This window comes from Mesorhizobium sp. M0243, assembly GCF_040321775.1.
Taxonomy (GTDB): Bacteria; Pseudomonadota; Alphaproteobacteria; order Rhizobiales; family Rhizobiaceae; genus Mesorhizobium.
Window position 1 is genome coordinate 405,820 of record NZ_JAMYSF010000002.1, and the last position, 21,068, is coordinate 426,887.

General features: G+C 65.1%; 21 protein-coding genes. 1 reads left to right on the top strand and 20 read right to left on the bottom strand.

Annotated elements, in window-relative coordinates; genetic code table 11:
• Positions 1-37 precede the first annotated feature (37 nt).
• The 20 genes from NKJ11_RS03995 to NKJ11_RS04090 all read right to left on the bottom strand — a co-directional run bounded on the left by NKJ11_RS03995 (position 38) and on the right by NKJ11_RS04090 (position 19,663).
• Entirely contained in the window at positions 38-1,258 is a 1,221-nt protein-coding gene (locus NKJ11_RS03995; protein ID WP_128302315.1) for an acyl-CoA dehydrogenase family protein, read from the bottom strand.
• Positions 1,259-1,284: 26 nt separating this feature from the next.
• Positions 1,285-2,073, bottom strand: coding sequence for an alpha/beta fold hydrolase (locus NKJ11_RS04000; RefSeq protein WP_352792726.1), 789 nt, complete (start codon positions 2,071-2,073; stop codon positions 1,285-1,287).
• Between the two features lie 11 nt (positions 2,074-2,084).
• Positions 2,085-3,101 (bottom strand): zinc-dependent alcohol dehydrogenase, encoded by a 1,017-nt coding sequence (locus tag NKJ11_RS04005; protein ID WP_128302313.1) that lies wholly within the window; start codon positions 3,099-3,101, stop codon positions 2,085-2,087.
• A gap of 14 nt (positions 3,102-3,115) precedes the next feature.
• Positions 3,116-4,141 carry a branched-chain amino acid ABC transporter permease gene (locus tag NKJ11_RS04010; protein WP_128302312.1) on the bottom strand — a complete coding sequence of 342 codons (1,026 nt, stop codon included), beginning with the start codon at positions 4,139-4,141 and terminating at the stop codon, positions 3,116-3,118.
• Entirely contained in the window at positions 4,138-5,001 is an 864-nt protein-coding gene (locus NKJ11_RS04015; RefSeq protein WP_128302311.1) for a branched-chain amino acid ABC transporter permease, read from the bottom strand. The genes NKJ11_RS04010 and NKJ11_RS04015 overlap by 4 nt, the downstream gene beginning before the upstream one ends.
• Positions 4,988-5,716, bottom strand: coding sequence for an ABC transporter ATP-binding protein (locus NKJ11_RS04020; protein WP_128302310.1), 729 nt, complete (start codon positions 5,714-5,716; stop codon positions 4,988-4,990). The genes NKJ11_RS04015 and NKJ11_RS04020 overlap by 14 nt, the downstream gene beginning before the upstream one ends.
• Positions 5,713-6,441, bottom strand: coding sequence for an ABC transporter ATP-binding protein (locus NKJ11_RS04025; RefSeq protein WP_128302309.1), 729 nt, complete (start codon positions 6,439-6,441; stop codon positions 5,713-5,715). Before NKJ11_RS04025 ends, NKJ11_RS04020 begins: the two co-directional genes overlap by 4 nt.
• 25 nt (positions 6,442-6,466) lie before the next feature.
• Entirely contained in the window at positions 6,467-7,774 is a 1,308-nt protein-coding gene (locus tag NKJ11_RS04030; RefSeq protein ID WP_128302308.1) for an ABC transporter substrate-binding protein, read from the bottom strand.
• Between the two features lie 63 nt (positions 7,775-7,837).
• Positions 7,838-8,656: an SDR family NAD(P)-dependent oxidoreductase gene (locus tag NKJ11_RS04035; protein ID WP_128302307.1), complete on the bottom strand. Its 819-nt coding sequence runs from the start codon at positions 8,654-8,656 to the stop codon at positions 7,838-7,840.
• Entirely contained in the window at positions 8,656-9,546 is an 891-nt protein-coding gene (locus NKJ11_RS04040; protein WP_128302306.1) for an intradiol ring-cleavage dioxygenase, read from the bottom strand. Before NKJ11_RS04040 ends, NKJ11_RS04035 begins: the two co-directional genes overlap by 1 nt.
• 10 nt (positions 9,547-9,556) lie before the next feature.
• Positions 9,557-11,311, bottom strand: coding sequence for an FAD-dependent oxidoreductase (locus NKJ11_RS04045; protein ID WP_128302305.1), 1,755 nt, complete (start codon positions 11,309-11,311; stop codon positions 9,557-9,559).
• The gene (locus NKJ11_RS04050; protein ID WP_023808928.1) at positions 11,311-12,360 is read right to left on the bottom strand and encodes a branched-chain amino acid ABC transporter permease; all 1,050 of its coding nucleotides are present in this window, start codon (positions 12,358-12,360) and stop codon (positions 11,311-11,313) included. Before NKJ11_RS04050 ends, NKJ11_RS04045 begins: the two co-directional genes overlap by 1 nt.
• A 7-nt stretch (positions 12,361-12,367) precedes the next feature.
• Positions 12,368-13,231 carry a branched-chain amino acid ABC transporter permease gene (locus NKJ11_RS04055; protein ID WP_352556025.1) on the bottom strand — a complete coding sequence of 288 codons (864 nt, stop codon included), beginning with the start codon at positions 13,229-13,231 and terminating at the stop codon, positions 12,368-12,370.
• Between the two features lie 67 nt (positions 13,232-13,298).
• A complete protein-coding gene (locus NKJ11_RS04060) occupies positions 13,299-14,000 on the bottom strand; it encodes an ABC transporter ATP-binding protein (RefSeq protein WP_352792728.1) in 702 nt (233 codons plus the stop codon).
• Positions 14,000-14,716, bottom strand: coding sequence for an ABC transporter ATP-binding protein (locus tag NKJ11_RS04065; protein ID WP_352556029.1), 717 nt, complete (start codon positions 14,714-14,716; stop codon positions 14,000-14,002). The genes NKJ11_RS04060 and NKJ11_RS04065 overlap by 1 nt, the downstream gene beginning before the upstream one ends.
• Before the next feature lie 59 nt (positions 14,717-14,775).
• Positions 14,776-16,050, bottom strand: a complete 1,275-nt coding sequence (locus NKJ11_RS04070; RefSeq protein WP_023808932.1) for an ABC transporter substrate-binding protein — start codon at positions 16,048-16,050, stop codon at positions 14,776-14,778.
• A gap of 27 nt (positions 16,051-16,077) precedes the next feature.
• Positions 16,078-17,142 carry a maleylacetate reductase gene (locus tag NKJ11_RS04075; protein ID WP_502905782.1) on the bottom strand — a complete coding sequence of 355 codons (1,065 nt, stop codon included), beginning with the start codon at positions 17,140-17,142 and terminating at the stop codon, positions 16,078-16,080.
• The gene (locus NKJ11_RS04080; RefSeq protein ID WP_023808934.1) at positions 17,139-17,798 is read right to left on the bottom strand and encodes an alpha/beta hydrolase; all 660 of its coding nucleotides are present in this window, start codon (positions 17,796-17,798) and stop codon (positions 17,139-17,141) included. Before NKJ11_RS04080 ends, NKJ11_RS04075 begins: the two co-directional genes overlap by 4 nt.
• Entirely contained in the window at positions 17,795-18,754 is a 960-nt protein-coding gene (locus NKJ11_RS04085; RefSeq protein WP_023808935.1) for a VOC family protein, read from the bottom strand. Before NKJ11_RS04085 ends, NKJ11_RS04080 begins: the two co-directional genes overlap by 4 nt.
• A 3-nt stretch (positions 18,755-18,757) precedes the next feature.
• Positions 18,758-19,663: a dioxygenase family protein gene (locus tag NKJ11_RS04090; protein ID WP_023808936.1), complete on the bottom strand. Its 906-nt coding sequence runs from the start codon at positions 19,661-19,663 to the stop codon at positions 18,758-18,760.
• Between the two features lie 93 nt (positions 19,664-19,756).
• Here NKJ11_RS04090 and NKJ11_RS04095 point away from each other — a divergent pair, with 93 nt between their 5' ends.
• On the top strand, positions 19,757-20,707 hold the full coding sequence (locus tag NKJ11_RS04095; RefSeq protein WP_023808937.1) for a LysR family transcriptional regulator: 951 nt from the start codon (positions 19,757-19,759) through the stop codon (positions 20,705-20,707).
• Positions 20,708-21,068: the final 361 nt, after the last annotated feature.

The window sequence follows — 21,068 nt, forward strand, 5'->3', positions numbered from 1 at the left end:
AAGGGCCGGACGGCGTCCGCCGTCCGGCCCTTGCGGGCTACTTCTTCTCGATCAGGTCGTAGAACTGCCAGGTGCGATCGCTCCACAGGCCGCCGATGTCGCGACCGGCCGAGGTGACGATCGACGGCGCGATCGTGAAATGGTTGGCCGCCACCATCATCTCGCGGAAGGTGCGCTGGATCACGCCGGCACGCAGCGACGCGCCGCCGCCGGCGCGGTAGGCGAAGTTGCAGATATCGACGCCAACCTCGTGAATCTCGGATTTGGCCAGGTGGACAAGGCTGATCTGCCGCGTCGATACGCTGTTGCCGGCTTCGACCGTCGCCTCGATGTCGCGCCAGACTTCGAAGACAAAGGCGCGGGCAGCGCGATAGCGGGCTTCGGCGCGGCCATAGTCGTGCCAGAACTTCTCGCTCTCGCCGATCAGCCCAGCGCGGCCTGACTTCGTGCGGGCGAACTTGGCGATCTCGTCCAGCATCCGCCGCCCAGTGCCGAGAGCCCAACCGGTATGCCCGATGGCGGCGAGGCCGACGACACCGAGACTGAAGAACTCCTTCTGACGCAGCGGCGGTGCGGTCAGGATCGGGAAAACGAGATCGTCGGCGATGAAGACGTCCTCGGCCGCATAGTCGATGCTGCCGGTGCCACCGAGGCCCAGAACGTCCCAATTGCCGAGCTGCTTGTGCTGAGAGATCGGGGCATGGGCGCACATGATGATCAAGTTGCCCTTCTCGTCCTTGGCGGGCTTGCCGGTGCCGTCGTCGACAAAGGCGGCACTGTGGCTGTAGGTGGCGTGGCTGAAGCCGCTGCCATAGCTCCACTTGCCATTCAGCCGGTAGCCGCCATCGACTTTCTTCAGCATACCGAGCGGCGCGCCCTGCCCCGAGAACCGGTTTTCGGTGCCCGGCGCGAAAAGCCGCTCGACTGCGCTGTCCGGCAGAAAGGCAGCCGACATCGCACCGATGCAGCAATGCACCATGGAAACCCAACCAGCCGCCCCGGAGTGCCAGGTGATCGCCGCCAGCAGTTCGAGACCCTGGGTGGGTCGCAGCTGCGCACCGCCGAGGCTCTCCGCGGCGAAGATATGCGACATGCGCAGCGGCTTCAGCAGCTCGAACGTGGCCGCAGTCAGTTCGCCATTCTCCTCATCGGTGGTGGCGTTGGCTTCCAGGGCCGGCCCGATCTCCGCGATCTTGCTGAGCAAGTCGCGATAGTCGGTGGTCGTCCCCCACGAGCCGTGCTTGATGGGTTTGTTCATTGTCTTCTCCTCCTTTTCAAATGCGGTCAGCCGGCGAGGAAATCGCCGATCTTCCTGAGTGTTTCGGGTTTCTCCAGCATGACGAAATGGCCGGCATCCTCGACCAGGATCAGGCGTGCGTCGGGCAGGGCTTCGACGAAGAGCGGCGCCTGGCCAGCTGGCAGCAGACGGTCCCTGGTGCCCCAGACGACCAGCGTCGGATTGGCGATGCGCGCCAGGAAGCGCCGCAGGTTCGGATGGCCCATGCCGAACGGCGCCAGCAACCGGCCGAGCGTCTCTCCTTCGCGGGCGCGATCGGCGCCGAAGGCCTCCGCAAAGGCGGGATCCGAGCCGTCCGGGAAATAGCGCAGCGCCACCGAGACGTCATGCGCCAGATAGGCCGGCAGCTCCTGCGGCGCGACCGCGCCCAGATCGGTGGCCGGATGCGCGGGGTCGTTGAGCCCTGCCGGCGCGATCAGCACCACCTTGTCGAAACGCTCGCGCGCAAGGCCGGCGAGCTCCGTCGCCATCCAGCCGCCCATGGAAAAGCCGATGAGATGAGGCTTCTCCGGCAGGTTCAGAACATCGAGCAGGTTCAGGTAGTGCAGAACCATGTCGGACATCCCGGTCACATGCGGCGCAGCGCCCGAAAAGCCGAAGCCCGGATGGCTCGCGCAAAGCACGCGGAAACGGTCGGCGAGGCCTTCGGCGAAGTCGAAACCTTCAAGCGTCGAGGCGCCGTGCAGGAACAGCACGGGCTTGCCCTGACCGATGGCCTTCACCACCGTTTTCGTGCCACCGACATCGTATTCGAGCGTATCGAATTGAACGGCCATATTCACTCTCCTCAAACAAGGTCCGGCTGGATCAGCACTTTGCATTGCGTGGTGCGGCGGCGAAGGCTCTCGAATATCTGCGGAACCGGCGAGAGGTCGATCCGATCGGTGATCAGCGCCTGCGGTGCGAAAGGTCCGCCGCGCAGCGCATCGAGGGCGACGCCGAATTCGTTGCGCTGATGGAAGAAGACCGAGAAGAGCAGGTTCACTTCCTTGGTCAGCGCGACGAACGGATCCCATTCGTCGCCGCCGATACACAGGCCGACGCCGACCACCGTGCCCTGCAACCGGACCGCCTTGACCGCTGCGTCGATGAGGCCGCGCTTGCCGACGCATTCGAAGACGATATCGGTTGCACCGCCGCAGAGATCGGCAAGGTTCTCCGCCAGCCTGTTGCCCGATAGCGCGAAACCGGTCGCGCCAAGCGCAAGCGCACGGTCACGCTGATGGCTGTGGATATCGGCCACGACCACACACGACGCTCCCAGCCGCCGCGCCCAGAAGGCGACGAGCAGGCCGATCGGCCCGGCGCCCAGGATGGCGACCCGGTCTCCCGGTTTCATACCCGAGCGGATGATGCAATGCAGCGCGACCGAGAGCGGTTCGGCCAGCGCGCCATCCTCCAGCGCAACGTCGTCGGGCAAGACATGGCACTGGCGCGCGGCGACGGCCGCGTATTGCGCATAGCCGCCACCAATCAGCACCATGTCGGGACAGCGGCCTGGATCGCCGCGCCTGCAGGCCTGGCAGTGCCCGCAGCCGTGCATCGGCACGACGGCCACACGCTCACCGATCCGAAGGCTCGCCACCCGTGATCCCAGCGCGATGATGTCGCCGGCGAATTCATGGCCAAGAACGAAACCTCCACCGATGCCGAAAGGCACCGGATCCTCGGTGATATGCAGGTCGCTGCCGCAGATGCCGCAGGCTGCGATGCGCAAGACGACCTCATCCGGCGCCGGCGTCGGATCCGGCACCGTGCCGATCCGCAGCGGACTGCCGACCGTATCGAAGATGGCTGCTTTCATAAAAACCCTCCCTCTCAGCGGTTCGGATCGACGAGCCTGCGTCGGATCGGGAACCATGGCGCATCCCACCGTTTCGAGATCAGGCCCCAGATGCCGGTGCGGGCGTAGAGCGCCACCAGCAGCGTCATCAGGCCGAGGACGACGAAATAGCTCGCGCCGTATTCACCGAACCAGCGGTCCGCGATGAAGAAAATCAGGGATCCGATCAGAACGCCCTCGATGGACCCTATCCCGCCGACCATGACGATGAAGATCGCGACGTTCGCCCACATCGGATCAAAGGCCGAACCCGGGGTGATGCGCAGTTGCGCCATGAAATAGATGGCGCCCGCAAGGCCGCAGCCGACCGCCGACGCGACGTAGATCAGGAAGCGCAGCTTGACGACATTCACGCCCTGGCTCGCGGCCGCGACCGGATTGTCGCGCATGGCGATCAGCGCAAGGCCGAAGCGCGAGCGAAGCAGCCAATAGCTGCCGCCCAGCGTGACGAGCAGCATCCCCGCGCAGAGCAGCGACATGGCGACATTCCGCTCGAAGGCCGAATAGTCCTTCATCACGCGAAGCGACATCCCCGCGCCGGAATTGACGAGCGGGAGATTCGAGGCGGCCAGCCGGAATACCTCGGCCACCACCCATGTGCCGATCGAAAAATAGGGGCCATCCAGGCGATGCAGCAGCAGGTAGATCGGCACGGCCAGCGCGGCCGGCACCAGGAGCGAAAGGAAGACCGCCAGAAACGGATTGATGCCGTAAGTCTGCGCCAACACGAAAAGCGCATAGCCGGCCGCCCCCATGAACGCGTGCTGGCCCACCGAGACGAGGCCGGCATAGCCGGCGAGCAGGTTCCACATCTGCGCGACGGCGATATAGCAGCACAGCACCAGAACCGATCGGATCGTGCCGGTCGACGCCCACCACGGCATGATAGCGACCCCAATCAGCACCAGCACCGCCAGCGTCATCGCGATCCGACCCGACCGGGTCTGGCGCTGGACCAGGACCTCGGGCACTTCGGTTGCAGCATAGGGGATTGCGCTCATGACAATGCCTTTCCGAACAGGCCCTGTGGACGGGTCGCCAGCACGATCAGGAAGACGATATGTCCGGCAAGCACGCCGAAGCCCGGATCGATGCGGAAGCCGATGGCCTGCGAGATGCCGAGCACCATCGAGCCGGCGAAGGCGCCCCATACCGTACCCATGCCGCCGATGATCACCGCTTCGAACGCGTAGATCAGCTGGGCAGGTCCATCGGCCGGCGCAACGGTCGACCGCAACGCCTGGAAGACGGCGGCAAAGCCGAGGATGCCGACCGCCGCCGCTGTCGCCATCGCATAGACGGCGCGCGGGTTGATGCCGGTCATCGCCGCCGCCTCGACATCGGCCGACGCGGCGCGGAGCGCGCGGCCGAAGCGCGTGCGCTTTAGCGTCAGGTCGAGGCCTCCTGTCAATCCCGTGGCGACGGCCAGCACGATCAGCGGCAGGAGGCCGACATAGATACCGCCGATCTCGATGGATTGACTCTCTATTCCATGGCCGGGCAACGATCGGCTGTTCGCGGACCATATCTGCAGCATCAGGTTCTGCAGCGCGATCGACAGTCCGAAGGTCGCGATCAGCGAGGGCAGCGGATCGCTCCCTACCACCCGGTTCAGCACGGCCTTCTGCAGCACCCAGCCCATCAGCACCGCGAGCGGCACCAGTACGATCAGCACAGGCAGCGGCCCCAGACCCCAGGCCGTGGCGATCGAGATGCCAATCAGCGACAAAAGGATCACAAGATCGCCATGGCTGATGTTGACGATCCGCATGACGCCGAACATCAACGCCATGCCGAGCGCATACTGGGCATACATGCCGCCCAGCAGGATCCCTTGCACCAAGGCGTCAAACCACTCCATGGCCTGCTCCAAAATAGGCTTTGCCGATTTGTTCGCGCGTGATTTCGGCGGACCTGCCGGTCAGGGTCACGCGCCCCTCGAGCATGCAGTAGAGGCGGTCCGAGGCGGACCGGGCGAGGCCGACATCCTGTTCGACCACGATCATCGCCGTTCCCGTGGCGCGGATTTCGGGCAAGGCGGCATAGATCTCGCGGATCACCTTCGGCGCAAGACCAAGGCTGATCTCGTCGCAGAGCAGCACGCGCGGCTGGCAGAGCAGCGCGCGGCCGATCGCCACCATCTGTTGCTGCCCGCCCGAGAGGCTCTGGACCTGCGTGCGGGCCTTCTCCTTGAGGATCGGGAACAGCTGATGCAACCGCGGCAGCGTCCATCCGCCCTTGGCGCCTATGCGCGCGGCCTGGTCGATGGCGACGCGCAGATTGTCCTCGACCGACATGCCGGTGAAGAGCCGGCGGCCCTCCGGCACGATGGCGACACCCTTCTGCACCATGCGGTCGGTGGTGGTGCCGCCAACGGCCTCCCCGTGCAGCAGCACCATCTCGCGCCGGACCGGGAGCAGGCCCATGATCGAACGCAGGAGTGTAGATTTTCCTGCCCCGTTGGCGCCGATCAAGGCCACGGCCTCACCCTGGTGCAGCTCGATGTCGACGCCGTAGAGCGCCTGGAAATCGCCATAGCGGGCCAATAGCCCGTGGGTGGAAAGAACGGCCGTCATGCCTCGATCCCCATGTAGACGCGTTGGACCTCGAGCAGCGCAATCACTTCGGCAGGCACGCCTTCAGCGATCTTCTCGCCGAAGTTCAGCACCAACAACCGGTCGGCCACCGCCAGTAGCGCGTGCAACACATGCTCGATCCACACGATGGTGATGCCACGGTCGCGGATGCGGCGCACCAGCGCTACCAGCGCCTTCGATTCATCGTCGGTCAGCCCACCCGCGATCTCGTCCAGCAGCAGCAGCTTCGGATCCGACGCCAGCGCGCGCGCCAACTCCAGCCGCTTGCGATCGAGCAGAGTGAGAGCGCCGGCCGAGACATTGGCCTTGTCGGAGAGCTCGCAATCGCGCAGGACCTGGGCGCAGAAAGCATAGCTCTGCTTCTCGGACCGGCCGCCCCCGAAAGCGGCGGCGACCAGCAGGTTTTCGAAGGTGGTCATGCCGGAATAGGGACGCGGGATCTGATAGGTCCGCCCGATCCCCATCTGGCAACGCCGGAAGGGCGGCTCGCCGCGAAGCGCGGTGTCGCCGAGCTGGATCTCGCCGCCGGACGTCTTCAAATCGCCGCTGATCATGTTGAACAGCGTCGTTTTGCCCGCGCCATTCGGGCCTAGGATGCCCAGGACCTCGCCCCTATGCACGTCGAAACTCACGTCATGCAGGACGCGGACAGCGCCGAAGGACTTCGACACGCCGTGCGCTTTCAGCAGGATTTCCCTACCCATAACTCTGCCCGCGTTCCCGCTCATGTCACCAGGCGATCGGCTGGATAGCCTGCTGCGGCGCGAAGAGCTGATTGACCGTGTTGTCGACGATCTTCAGGTCATAAGGCCATTTCTCACCCTTCACCCACTGGCCGCCGAAGATCGGCGTCTTGCAGATGTTCTTGTGGGGCGAGCCGTCGAACTTGATATGACCGACCAGCGTCTGCAGATCGGTAGCGACCAGAGCGTCACGATTGGCCGCACGGTCGAGCGGATTGGAAGAGCGCTTCAGGATGTCGAGCGCGACCTCGAGCAAGGCATGCGAATAGCCCAGCGGCTGCGTCCACTGGCGCTTCGAATCGGCCTCCCATTGGCTGGCGATGTCGCTGCTGATCTGCCCGGTCAGCGACGACTTGAACGGGAAGGCCGGGGTCCACCAGACCTCCGAGGACATGCCGTTGCCAAGCGGCCCCATCGCCTCGACACCGCCCGGGAACAGGAGCGCCGCCGCCACCGTGACCGCCTTCGGCTTGAAGCCCTGCTGGTTGCACTGGGTGACGAACGTCTTCAGATCGTCGGGATAGGTGATGCCGCCGATGATCTCGCAGCCCTGCTTCTTGAACTCGGCGATCTGCGCGGAGAAATCATTGGTGCGCGGCTGGAAATAACCGGGCACCACGACCTCGTAGCCGGCCTTGCGGGTCGGCGCCGGCAGGCCATATTCGTCGTTGCCCCAGGTCTCGCCGTCGATGTTCTGGGGAAACAGCATCCCGACCTTCTTGTTGGTCTCCAGATGGTTCCAGAGTCCGACGAAGGTGTTCAGCGCCTCGTCGAGGCCCCAGAAGAAATGATAGGTCCAGTCGAAGGTCTGCTTGCCGCCGCCGCGCGGCATGATCACCGCTTGCCAGGGAGCGCCGGAGGAAATGCAAGGGGTCTCATAGAGCTCGGCCTGCTCGGCGGCGGGCAGGATCGTGTCGGTGGTCGACGCCGGGACGAGCAGATGCACCTCGTCGTTCAGGATGAGGTTGCCGGCGATTTCCGATGCCTTGTTCGGATTGGACTGGCTGTCGCGATCGAGGATCTCGATCTCGTAAGTATTGCCGTCGGCGCACTGCAGCTGGCCGCCGAGCAGAGCGCGGATCTTCTGCAAGGTGTAGCCATCCGTTTCGCCGAAGAGGGCGAGCGGACCGGTCGTGGGGCTGAGGTAGCCCAGCTTGATCTTCCCCGCCGTCGCGGCGCGCACATAGGCCGGCATGCCCAGCGTGCTGGCGGCAACGCCGGCTCCAATCCCCTTCAGCACGCTTCGACGGCTGGGCCGCAAGCCCGATTTCACCAGTCTGTTGTAGTAGCTCATCGTCGGTTCCTCCCTGGGTTAAGTTTCTCCGGCCCACGGGACCGGTCTCAGTTCAAAGCGTGTTCAGGTCATCCGCAGCAGCGAGCCGCCATCGATGACGATCAGCGAGCCCGTCACGTAGGAAGCGGCAGGCGACGCCAGATAAAGCGCCAGGCCCTTGATCTCTTCCGGGTCGCCGATCCGACCGAGCAGCGACTGGGCCTCGAAGGCCTCGCGGTCCGCCGGATTGCGCAGCCGACCGCCGGCGATGTTGGTGATGAACGGTCCGGGCAGGATGGCATTGATGCGGATGTTGTAGGCGCCAAGCTCCATCGCCATGTGGCGAACGAGATGGTTCACCGCGGCCTTGGCGGGCATGTAGGGCGTGCCCACGATGCTCTCGTTGATCAGCGATGCAATGGACGACGTGACGATGATCTGGCCGCCGCCATTCGGCTTCATGTGCCGGACGGCATGTTTGATCGTGGTGTAGACCGAGGTCAGGTTGATCTCGATCACCTTGTCCCAGTGCTCGTCGGGCAGGTTCTCGATGGCGCCCTCGGGGTTCCTTTCGCCCGTCGGGGTGTTGAAGCCCGGTCCGGCATCAATCCCGGCATTGGCGAACACCACGTCGATCGAGCCCGCTTTCCCGGCCACCTTGTCGAAGGCTGCGGCCATGGCCGCACGGTCGCCGACGTCGACGGCCTCGCCCCAGACATCGCCACCCGCCGCCTTGATCGCCGTCACGGTCTTCTCCAGCCCCGTTGGGTTCAGGTCGAAGATGCAGACTTTTGCCCCATGCTCGGCCATGATCTCGGCATAGGCCTGTCCGATGCCGCTGGCGCCGCCGGTGACGATCACCGACTTGCCCCTGACATCGAACATCTTCTCAAGTGCAGCCATCAGTTTCCTCCCTTGCGCGACAGCACGAAATCGAACTCCACGTCGTAGAACGGGGACGCAACCTCGACCCTGGCGGCAGCTTCGGCGTCCTCGACCTTGCGGAATTCGGCGAGCAGGCTCTTCTTCACGCCGAAGACGGCATCTGAATCGATGTACGGGTCGTCCGGGTCGAAGATGTGCGTGGTCAGCGCTTCGAAGCCCTCGGCCTCGACGATGTAGTGGAGATGCGCCGGACGATTGGGGTGACGCCCCAGCGCGCCCAGCAGCTTGCCGACTGGGCCATCATCCGGGATCGGGTAGTATTTGGGCTTCACGCCCCGAAACCAGTAGCGCCCGTCCGTGCCGGTGCGAAAGACGCCGCGCAAGTTGAAGTCGGGCTGGATGCCCTTCTGCTGCACGTCGTAGAAGCCCTCGTCATTGGCCTGCCAGACGTCGATCTTGGCGCCTGCGATCGGGTTGCCCTCGGTATCGAGGATGCGGCCATGCACGAACATGGGCTCGCCCTTCTGGTCGAGGCAGATGTTGGAGCCCATCGGCAGCTCGGGGGCGTCGGCGACGTGGAAGGGTCCCAGCACCGTCGATTCCGAGGCGCCCGACGGCTTGCGGTTGTTGATCGCATCGACCAGCATCGAGATACCGAGAACATCCGACAACAGGATGTATTCCTGCCGCCACTCGTTGCAGATCTGGCCTGTCCGCGTCAGGAACATGATCGCGCCGAACCATTCCTCCTGTGTCGGCTCGATCTCTTTCACCGCCTCGTGCAGCTTGCGGGTGATGACCTCCATCACCTCTTTGAGCCGCTCGTCCTTGGCGTTCCTGTTCCGCGCCACCACGACCTCGGCCGAGTTCGCTTCGGTGAAATAGCCGGATTCGTGTTCGTCGATCATGCGATCCTCCTCAGCGCGCCAGAACGGATTTGAAGATCCGGCGCAGTTCGGCCGCCGGCTCGGCCGCCAGCGTTTCGGAGCGCCAGGCGACGTGGTGGTCGGGACGGACGATCAGGCAGCCGGTGTCGCGGATCTCCCGTGCGCCGGCCCAGTCGCCGGTATGATCCTCGATCGCGCGGCGCGGGCCGATCACATGGCTGCGGATCGGCAGACCGAGCTCCGCGCCCACCGTCTCCGCCGCGGCGACCCACGCCTCTCCGCCAATGCCGGTCAACAGCGTGAACTCGCCATGCCCGCAAAGATCGAGCGTCGAGACCTTCCTGCCCGAGCGCTCGAAGACCCAGACATGCGGCAAGCGCGCGCCCGGCCAGGTTGTCGGCGCATAGTGCAGCTCGCGATCCTTCTCGAAGGCCGGCTCGCGCTGGCCGTCGGTCACCACCGCGCCCGAGGCATAGCGCTGGTTCATCTCGACGCCATGGGCGTCGAACTCGTACTTCTTGAAGGCGATGGCCTTGCGGAGCGCCTCGCGCTGCGCTTCGGCGACGGGCGTCGCATCGGCGCGAGCCTCCATGTTCCTCTGGATCTTGTCGTGATCCACGCCGCCGTCCATGCCGAGCGCCTCGAAGATCGGTCCGAATTCGGCGATGGACTGGTTCGCCCGTGTCACGATCTGGCGCGCGATCGGTGCGCGCTCGGCCGAGAAGCTGTCCAGAAGCCCGACCCCCGCCTGCCCCTTGATGACCTTGGCAAGCTTCCAGGCGAGGTTGAACCCGTCCTGGATCGATGTGTTCGAGCCGAGCCCGTTCGAGGGCGGATGCCGGTGCGCGGCATCGCCCATGATAAACACCCGCCCCTTCTGCATGTGCGTGGCGAAGCAGTTGTTCACGGTCCAGGTGTTCGCGCCCAGGAGCTCGATCTCGAGCGCGGGATCTCCGACCAGTTGACGCGCGACGCTGGTGGCCAGTTCCGGCGTCACGTCCGGCGGCGGCTGGTTGATGTCGTAGCCCCAGACGATCAGCCACTCGGTCCACGGCCTCACCATGCGAACCAGACCCATGCCGATGCCGCCGACATCGGCGCCGGGCTGCATGACCCAGTAGAGGACGCTCGGTCGGTGGGCGACATACTTCGAGAGATCGGCCCTGAACAGGATGTTCATCGACCCGCCGACGCCCATCTTGCCCTCGAGCGGCAGGCCCAGATGCTCGGCCACCAGCGAGTTGCCGCCGTCGGCACCGACGAAGAACTTCGACCGCACGGTGAAATCCTTGCCCGACAGCCGATCGCGGCAGGTCGTGGTCACGCCGTCCCCGTCCTGGACATGGCTGACATATTCCGTGCTCATGCGTGCTTGCGTCCCGTGGGCACACGCCGACTTGAACAGGATCGGCTCCATGAAGGTCTGCGGCAGATCGTTCATGAGGCAGGGCGACGACAGGAGATGTTCGGCCTTCGAGAGCGGGTGGATGCCCCAGCTCTTCATGCGGCCGATCTCCTCGCCGGCCAGGCTTTCGCAGAACACGTTCTCGCCCATCAGCTCCTGCGGCGAGGCGTGCATCATGGCCTCTGCCTCGACATCCGGACCGAGGTCGCGCAGCACTTCCATCGTGCGCTGGTTGGTGATGTGGGCACGCGGCGTGTTCGACAACCAGCGATAGCGATTGACGATCATGTTGGCGACGCCGTAGCTGGACAGCAGCGCGGCGGTGGCCGAGCCGGCTGGGCCAGTGCCGACGATCAGCACGTCGGTTTCGATATCCGCCATCAAATTCCTCCCTTGATCTTCGGACCGGTCAGCCTGCGGCGGACCGGAAACAGGTGCAGGCCCTTGCGGGACGCAATCAGCCCCCACAGCCCCTTTGGCGCAAAAAGCATCACGACGACGGCGATGAGGCCGAGCGTCATCAAGTACCAGCTGCCGTAATCGGCCAGCGCCGAGCGCAGCGCGAAGAAGACCAGCACACCGAGGATCGGCCCCTCGATGGTGCCGATGCCGCCGATGACGACAATGAAGATGACGTTGGCGGTCCAGTCGGTGACGGCAAAGGCCGCGCTCGGCGAGATGCGGGCCGTCTGCAGGAAGATCAGCGCGCCGGTCAGCCCGGTGGCGGCCGCGGCGATCAGAAAGACCGCCCATCTGAGCCGGCCGGTATCGACGCCCACCGATTGCGCCGCGTCGACATTGTCGCGCACGGCCGCCAGCGCCAGCCCGAGGCGACTGCGCAGCAGCCAATAAATGCCTCCCGTCACGGCCACGAGCAGCGCCAAAGCCAGCCAGTAGGCCATAACATCGCGTGCCGCGGCCTCGCGGACCCCGAACAGCGCCCGGACCGCATCGGTGCCCAGGATACTGCTCGTCGCCTCGCGCGGCAGCGAGGTGCCGGTGCCGCCACCGAGCGCCTTCCACTGCGCGACCAGCAGTCGCGTCACTTCGGCGATCACCCAGGTGCCGATGGCGAAATAGGCGCCCTGCAAACGGAACGCGAAGAAGGCCGTCGGAACCGCCAGCACCAGAGCGGCAAGGCCGCCCAGCGGGATCGCCAGGACCGGATTCCAGCCGAGCAGGATCACGCCGGCGAACATCGCATAGGCGCCGATGCCAACGAAAGCCTGCTGGCCCACCGACACCAGGCCGCCATAGCCCGCCAGCAGGTTCCATATCTGCGCCAGCGTCAGCATGGTGAGGATGAAGAAGAGATCCTGTATGACGCCACGCGAGGCCACGGCAGGCAGCGCGAGCGCGGCGACGATGAAGATCGGCACGATGATCGCGGTCACGGTTCCGGCGCGGGTGCGGGTTGTCAGTCGATACATGCCGCCCTCAATCCACTGCGCGCGGAAAAAGCCCGCGCGGCTTGAGCAGCATCACGGCCAGGAAGGCGATGTGGCCGGCCAGGATCTGCCATTCCGGATTCAGCGCGGCGCCAAACGTCTGCGCCACGCCGATGATGATCCCGCCGGCAAGCGTTCCCCACAGGCTGCCGAGGCCGCCGATGATCACCGCCTCGAAGGCATAGATCAGCCGCGCCGGCCCGATCGAGGGGTCGAAGTTCGCGCGCATGCCGAGATAGAGCGCCGCCAGCGTCACCACGACCATTGCGATCCCGGTGGCGATCGCGAAAATCCGCTTCGGCTCTATCCCCATCAGCCCCGCCGTCACGGCGTCGTCCGAGGTGGCGCGGAAGGCACGGCCGAGGGCGGTGTGGTAGAAGAGCCCGTTCAGGGCAATGATCATCACGATCGCCGACGCAAAGGTCATCAATGGCATGATCCCCACCGTGACCAGCCCGAGATCGAGCGATGCCCCCTCCAACGCGCCCACCGGGATGCGGCGGCTGTCGGCGGAAAAGAGCTCGAGCAGCCCGTTCTGCAGGGCAACCGACAGGCCGAACGTGACGAGAAGCGGCGGCAGGATGTCCTTGCCCAGCACGCGGTTCAGTATGACTGTCTGTAGCAGCCAGCCGAGCGCGAACATCACCGGCATGGCGATCAGGGCAGCGATCCATGGCGACAGGCCGAGCAGCGTGACGCCCATCAACACCAGATAGGCGGCAAGAATGATGAGGTCGCCATGGGCGAGGTTCACCAGCCGCATGATGCCGAAGACGAGGCTCAACCCCGCTGCGAACAAGGCATAGAGCCCGCCCAGCAGAATCCCCTGCACGAGGGTGTCCAGCCAGATCATCGCCGCGCCACCTCGATCACGCCATAAGAGCACTGCGCGAGCAAATGACGGAGCCTCGGTTGCCGCGTCATGCCGCCACTCCGAAATAGGCGGAATGGATGTCTTCGCGCGTGACCTCGGCCGCCCTGGCGGCCAGCGTGACGCGGCCCTCCATCATGCAGTAGACGCGATCGGCCACCGCCAGCGCCTTGCCGATATCCTGCTCCACCAGCACGATCGCGGCGCCTCCTTCGCGGATCTTGGGAAGGGCTGCGTAGATATCGCGGATGACGACCGGCGCCAGGCCGAGGCAGATCTCGTCGCAGAGCAGTAATTCGGGGTTCGACATCAGCGCCCGGCCGATCGCCACCATCTGCTGCTGGCCGCCCGAGAGCGCTGTGCCGGGGCTCTTGCGCCGCTCGCGCAGGATCGGAAAAAGGTCATAGACGGCGTCGAGGCTCCACGGCCCCGGCACCTTGCGCGCCTGCCCGCCGACCAGCAGATTTTCCTCGACGGTCAGCGAGGGGAACAGCCGGCGTCCTTCCGGCACCATGGCGATGCCGCGCTTCATGATCTCGGCCGAAGACAGCGCGCCGATCGGCTCGCCCCGGTGCAGCACCATGCCGGGCTCATTGCCGATCACGCCCGTGATCGAGCGCATCAGCGTGGATTTTCCGGCGCCGTTGGCGCCGATGATCGCCACGCATTCGCCCACCGCGACAGTGATATCCACACCGAACAGCGCCCGGAACTGGCCGTAATTCGCGGTGAGGCCGCGCGTTTCCAGCATCAGACCTCGAGCCCCAGATAGATTTCGCGAACCGCCTTCGAGGCCATGATCTCATCAGGCGCACCGATCCCGATCACACGCCCGAAATCCAGCACGAGAAGCCGCTCTACCACCGAATTCAGGGCGTGCAGCACATGCTCGATCCAGATGATTGTCGTGCCCCTGGCATGGATCGCCTTGATCGTCGCGACCAGGGCCTTGCATTCGCCCTCCGTCAGACCGCCGGCGATCTCGTCCAGAAGCAGAAGCTCAGGGCCTGTCGCCAGGGCGCGGGCGAGTTCGAGGCGCTTGCGGTCGAGAAGGCTCAGCGAGCCGGCCACGAAATTGGCCTTCCTGAGAAGCTCCGTCTCCTCGAGGATACCAGCGCAATCGTCGACCATCTCGGCCTCGCGTCCGCCGCGGCCGAAGGCGGCAGCGGTCAAGAGATTTTCGAACACGGTCAGCCCCTCGAAAGGCTGCGGAATCTGGAAGCTGCGGCCAACGCCCATGCGCGCCCGCTCCATCGCCGGAGCACGGGTCACGTCGCGGCCGAGCAATTCGATGCGACCCTCATTTGCAAACAGATTGCCGGTGATCAGGTTGAAGAGCGTCGATTTTCCGGCGCCGTTCGGGCCGATAATGCCCAGCGCTTCGCCGCGCGGCACGCTGACGGTCACGGAATCCGCAACCTTCAAGGCGCCGAAGGACTTCGAAACGTTTTCCAGCCTGAGTATCATCACTGTCATCCTTGGGTCGCGCCGAACGAGGGCGGCGGTATCAGCCGCCCTCGGCAGCGTCAGGCCAGGGCTTCCATCTTGCCGGCGGTGGGTATCTGGGAGGCGCCGGCGTTTTCGACGATCACCAGATCGAAGCCGCCACCGGCCTTCTTGCGCCACTGCCCGCCAACGAGCGGCGTCTTGCAGACGTTCTTCGCGGCGAAAGGTGGCAATCCCGCACCGCTCCAGGCCACCTTGCCCACTACCGTCGTCATGTCGGTGGCCGCTATCGCCGCCGCGATCGCCTCGGCATTGGTTGGATCCGACACGCGGCCCATGACATTGGCCGCCACCTCGAACAGCGAATGGACAAAACCGATCGGCTGGGTCCAGGGACGGCCGGTCTTGGCGGTGAAATCCGCAGCGAGTTCGGCCGAACTCTCGCCCGTCAGCGACGATTTGAACGGATGCGAGGCCGACCACCAGACCTCGGACGAGAGGTTGTGGCCGGCGTCGCCGAGCGTCTCGACCGATTGCGGGAAAAGGATCGCCTTGGCCACCGTCACCGCCTTGGGCTTGAAGCCCTGCTGGCGGGCCTGGTTCCAGAAGGTGGTGAAGTCGGGCGGAATGACCACCCCGGTAACGATCTCGGCATTGGCGGCTTTGAAGGCGTTGACCTGCGCGGTGAAATCGTCCGAAAGGTTCTGATAGCGGCCAGGATCGGCAAGGCTGAAGCCGGCGGCGTCGAGGCCGGGCTTCAACCCATTCTTCGGGTCGCCCCAGGCATTGCCGTCGGCATCGTTGGGGAACAGCCCGCCCACCTTGCCGTTGGTGGAAAGCTGCTTCCACATGCCGGTGTAGACGGCGATGATGTCTTCGAGACCCCAGAAATAATGATAGCCGAAGTTGAAAGGCTTCCACGAGGCCGGATCGGCCGGACTGCCCTGCTGGCCGATGAACCAGGGCTGCCACGGCGCCATCGTCGAGATGACCGGCACGCCCTCCGCCTCGCAGGTGGTGGCCACTGGGTTGGTGTTCTCGGGCGTCGAGCCGACGAGCATCAGGTTGATCTCGTCATCGACGATCAGGCTCTTCGCCACCTCGGCCGCGCGATTGGGGTTCGACTGGCTGTCCTTGACGATGACCTCGAAGTTCTTGCCTGCCTCGGAAGCGAGGAAGGCCTTGATGTTGTAGGCATCGCTCTCCGCGAAGCCGGCAAGCGGCCCGGTCTGCGGCGAAACATAGCCCAGGCGGATCTTGGCGCCTTGCGCGATGGCCGGCGTCGCCAGGCGCGAACCGGCCAGCGCCAGGCCTGTCGCCGCCGAGGCTTTCAGTAGGCTACGTCTTGTGATCATGTGTAGTTCCTCCCTCTTGTTTTATTCTCAAGCCCCCGGACGGCGTCCCTCCCACGCCGCCTGAAGGAGTTCCCTTATCGATCCTGGATCGATTGGCCTCGGATTCGCATAGGCATTCTTGGCCGCGATCGCCGCCGCGCGGTCGAGATCGGCCTCCTCGATGCCGATCGCCTTCAGGCTCAGCGGGGAGCCGACCGACTGTGCGAAATCCCAGAGCCCGCCGCCCGCCGAGCCACCACCGAATGCCCTAGTGATCGGACGCAACAGATCAGGCACCGCCGTTTCGTTGAAGGCGGTCGTGTACGGCAGCAGGATGGCGTGGGTCTCGGCATGCGGCGTATCGAACGAGCCGCCGAAGACATGCGCCAGCTTGTGATGCAGCGCCATCGAGACATAGCCGAGCGCGGTCGAGCAGCACCAGGCCGCATAGAGCGCCTGCGTCCGCGCCGCGCGATCCTGCGGGTCGCGGATCAGCCTTGGAATGCCGTCCTTGAAGGCAATCATGGCATCCCTGCACATGAGCACGATCACCGGGTTGCGATCGGGGGCATACAAGGCCTCCATCGCATGAGCGATCGCGTTCATCGCCGAGGTGACGGTGAGACTTACCGGCAGGCTCAGTGTCAGATCGACGTCGTAGATCACCGTCTCGGGGCGAATGTCCGGCGAGCGGCGGGTAGTCTTCTCGCCGGCCGCCGTCTCGCCGAGGATGTCGGTCATTTCCGAGCCGGCATAGGTGGTGGGAATGACCACCTGGTCGGCGCCCGTGCGCACGGCAATGGCCTTGCCGAGCCCGGTGGTCGAGCCGCCGCCGAGGCTGACGACCGCCGAAGCGCCGCTGCCGCGGAAGGCACCGACGGCCTTTTCCGTGACCTCGACAGGGGTATGCATGACCGCGCCGGCAAAGATCCCGGCGGCGAGGCCACCAAGGCTTACGGCCAGTCTTTCCGCATCGCCCATCTGATGCGGTGTCGAAAGCACCATCACCTTGTCATGGCCGAGCCGCCGGACTTCCTCTTCGACGCGAGCTATGGTGCCGGCACCGAAGACCACCCGTGTCGTCAGGCCCGGAAAGGTGAAGCTGTCCATCATCGCGCCGCCTCCATGCGCGGGCCGCGCCCGGCCGCGAGGTCGTCGAGGATCGTGCCCAGCATGACGATCTCGGCGTCCGAGACCTCATGGCCCCGTCCCGGGAAGAGATCGGCCCGCAGGCTCGCGCCAATGCGGCCCAGCGACTGCGCGGCATCGGCAAACGCCGAGACTGGTATCCAGGGATCGGCATCGCCGCCGGAAAGATAGATCGGCATTCCGGCCGGCGCGGCCTCGGATCTTTCGTCCGCCGGAACGCCGACACGGCAGCCCGTGAAGGCCGCCAAAGCATCCGGCGGCGGCAGCCCCGCGCAGAGGTATTCGATCGACAGACACGCCCCTTGCGAGAAGCCCGCGAGAAGAAGCGGCAGTCCGGGCAGTTCGGCCCGCGCCGCGACCATTGCGGCCGCAAGGTGGTCGAGCGCGTCGGAAAGCTGCGCCCGGGCGACCGGCGTCAACGGGTCGACGGCACGCGCCTCCCACCACATGCCGTGTGGTGCACGCGGCAGGATAAAGGCCACGGCGGTTGCGGAAAGCCGCGACAGCACATGGGACTGCATCTCTTCGGGCGATTGGCCACGGCCGTGGACGAAGACGCAGATCGCCTTCGCCTCCGGGCCTCTTGGCCCAAGCCGGAGCGGACCGCTGCCTGAACTCACGTGAAGTCCGCCTCTTCCAGGCCGACCTGCAATTCGCTCTCACGATCTTTGAACCACGGCGGGAAGACCAGCGTCTTGCCGATCTGGCCCGGAGGCTCGTCCTTGGCCCAGCCTTCCGGCGTGGTCCAGGCAATTTCGAACAGCGCGCCGCCGGGCGAGCGGACATAGCAGGACTTGAAGTAGTTGCGGTCCTTCTGCTCCGATATATCCGTGAAGCCGAGACCCTCGATATGAGCGCGCAGTTTCAGCTGGTTCTCTTCGTCGCCGGTGTTGAGGGCGAGGTGGTGGATCGTACCGCCCGCCAGCGTCCAGGTGCCCTGCGGGCTGTCGCGGTCGACAATGACCTCCACGCGCTGAGCGACGCCGGTCGCGTCGGGCACGCGGAACACCAGTCCCTCATGGTCGTCAGCCTCTTTCTCCAGCGGCAACGCGATGGTCAGGAAGTCGTCCATCGCAGTGCGGTCCATCACCGCCACCACGGCGCCGTATATTCCCTTGATGCCGTGCGCCTTGCCGATGCCCTGCGCCTCGTTGGTGATCGGCGCGCGCGTATCCCTGTCGCTTTCCACCAGCTCGTGCGGAATGCCGCAGGGATGTGCGAAAGCCGCACGGTCGGCGCCAAAACGAGTGATCTTGATGGCCTCGATGCCGCGCGCGTTCAACCGGTCGACCCAGAAATCCGCGGCCCCCTTGGGAATCGACTGCATGATGGTGCGCGACTGGTTGGACCCGCGGCGGCCATAGACGCCTGGCTTGCGGAACGGGAAGGTGGTGATGATCGTCGAGGCATCGCCGTTGGGCGAGCCGTAATAGAGGTGATAGACAGGGATGACGCCGTCGAACAAGACGGTGCGCTTCACCGAATGCAGGCCCAGTGCCTTGGTATAGAAATCAAAATCTTCCTGAGCGCTGTCGGTCGAGAGCGTCAAATGGTGGTAGCCGCTGACACGTGCCATCGGTCATCTCCTCCCAGAGGTTTCGGTTTCGCCCCGCCGCTGTGGACAGAGCACGAGGTTGAGGTCGAGCGCGTGCTTCCGTTTTCCTCCGTTGGGCGGCAGCGCGCGGAACTCGGCCATGAGTTCGGGTTTGACCCCGAAGATGGCATCCCGGCCGATCGCAGGGTCCGACCGGTCGAAGATGTGGGTCGTCAGCGTCTCGAAGCCCTCCGCCGAGACGCGAAAATGGATATGGGCCGGCCGCTCGAGGCCAAGGCCAAGCGCCGACATCAATTGACCGACCGGTCCGTCCGATGGCAGCGTGTAGCCCTTCGGCTTCACCGTCACGAAGACGAAGCGTCCCTGCGGATCGGTGCGGAACCGTCCACGCAAATTGAATTCCGGCTGCCTGTCGGGTTCCTGGTTCTCGTAGAGACCCTCGGCATTGGCCTGCCAGATCTCGACCATCGCATCGCCGATCGCATCGCCGTCGAGCGCGACGATCCGGCCCGCAACCTCCAGCGGCTCGCCCTTGTGATCGCGCGAGATGTTCGCGCCGAGCGGCATCACCGGCACGTCGGCCCGGTAGAAGGGGCCGGCCAGGGTGTTTGGGGTCGCCCCAACAGGGCGCGGGCTGTTCTGATCCTCGATCAGCGACGACACGCCCAGGACGTCGGCGAACAGCACCCATTCCTGGCGCCGCGCATCGGCGTAGTGGCCAACCTCGGTCAGAAAATCGATCGCCTGACGGAACTCCTCGCCCGAGGGTCGCAGCTCGACGATCAGCGCGTGCAAACCGTCGACGGCTGCCTGCGCCGCCGCCGCCAGGCGGGACTGGCCCATTGCCGTCAGGCGCCGTGAGAATTCCTCGGCCTGCGTCGAGATCGCCTTGGGGAATTCATCTCGCTTCGGGTCGTGCTGGCCGTGCATTCCGCCGGGGCCTCCCTTCCCCTTGCCAAGCGGGATAGCACGGCCCGACGCGATGCTTGATGAGATGTGGCGTCCCTTGTATAGCGTTTTGCTATGAAGCTGAACGAGCGCCACCTCATGCAGCTCGCCGCGGTGCTGGATGCCGGCGGCGTGTCGGAAGGAGCCGCTATGCTGGGCCTGACCCAGCCGGCGGTCAGTCGATCGCTGGCCATGCTGGAGGCGCGGGTGGGCGAGCCGCTTTTCCTCAAGGGTCGCCGGCCGCTGCAGGCGACACCGCTCGGCTTCCAGTTGGCGGCGCAGGGCCGCACGATCATCACCGCGTCGCGCAAGGCGTCGGATGCGGTCCAGGGCTTCATGAAAGGCACGAAGGGCGTCGTCCGTGTCGGCGGCGTGCCCTTCTTCATGGATGCGATGATCAGCCGGATGATCGGAGAATTCCAGAAGCTCGAACCCGAGGTCACCGTTCAGCAAAGCTATATGAACCTGCCCGAGATGGTCGCGGCGCTGGAGAGCAACCAGATCGATCTCGGGATCGTGCCGATCGGCGTGCTCGACCTGGGACCCGGCTTCGAATTCACCGAAATCCTGCCCGGACGCAACGTCGTGGCTTGCCGGCCCGACCATCCCCTGCTGCGAAATCGCCGCCTCAGGGCGCATGACCTGACCAGCTTTCCCTGGGTAGCCCCCCTACCCGGCTCTCCGCTGATGTCGGACCTGCAGATGATCCTGATGAGCATCGGCATGTCGGACCTCAACGTCCGCTATTCGGGAGGCTCGCTGATGAGCGTGATCAACTTCCTTGCCGAAACCGATGCGCTGGCGGTGCTGCCATTCTCCGTGGTCTTCGCGCAGCGCAAGGAAAACCGGGTGACGGTGCTGCCCTATGAAATTCCGCAGCCCAGCCGCTCACTCGGCATCCTGCGCCGGGTCAGCGGACCGCGCTCGCCGGCGGCAGAGCGCTTCGCCGGCCACGTCACGACCGCCTTCGAGAATCTGAAGCACATCATCAAACGGCACGAGAATGCCGTCGTCTGGGGGCGGTAATCCAGCCGACATGGCACCCCTTACAGCTCCAAGAGCCAGGAGCGGACGTTTGGAGCAGCGAGACGATCGGGCGTCCATTGGCCAGTCTCGTTTTTCCCGAACGGGATCCCGATTTGAGGAGCTGAAGGGCACGCCGGTGAGCGCCAGGATCAGCGAAGCTGGTTCATGGCGCCTATTCAGCATCGCCAGCAATGAAGTGCGGCTCTCCCACCCCATTCCGTGCAGGAATGGAACTCCCGTGCCTGTATTCGGTTGGGTACAAAGCCGGCGTCCCACACGCGCAGACAAGGGTGCGCTGAGGTGACAGATGCTCGACGACGAAGAGACCGAAGGTTTGTAAGTGCGAATATCGATCTTGGTT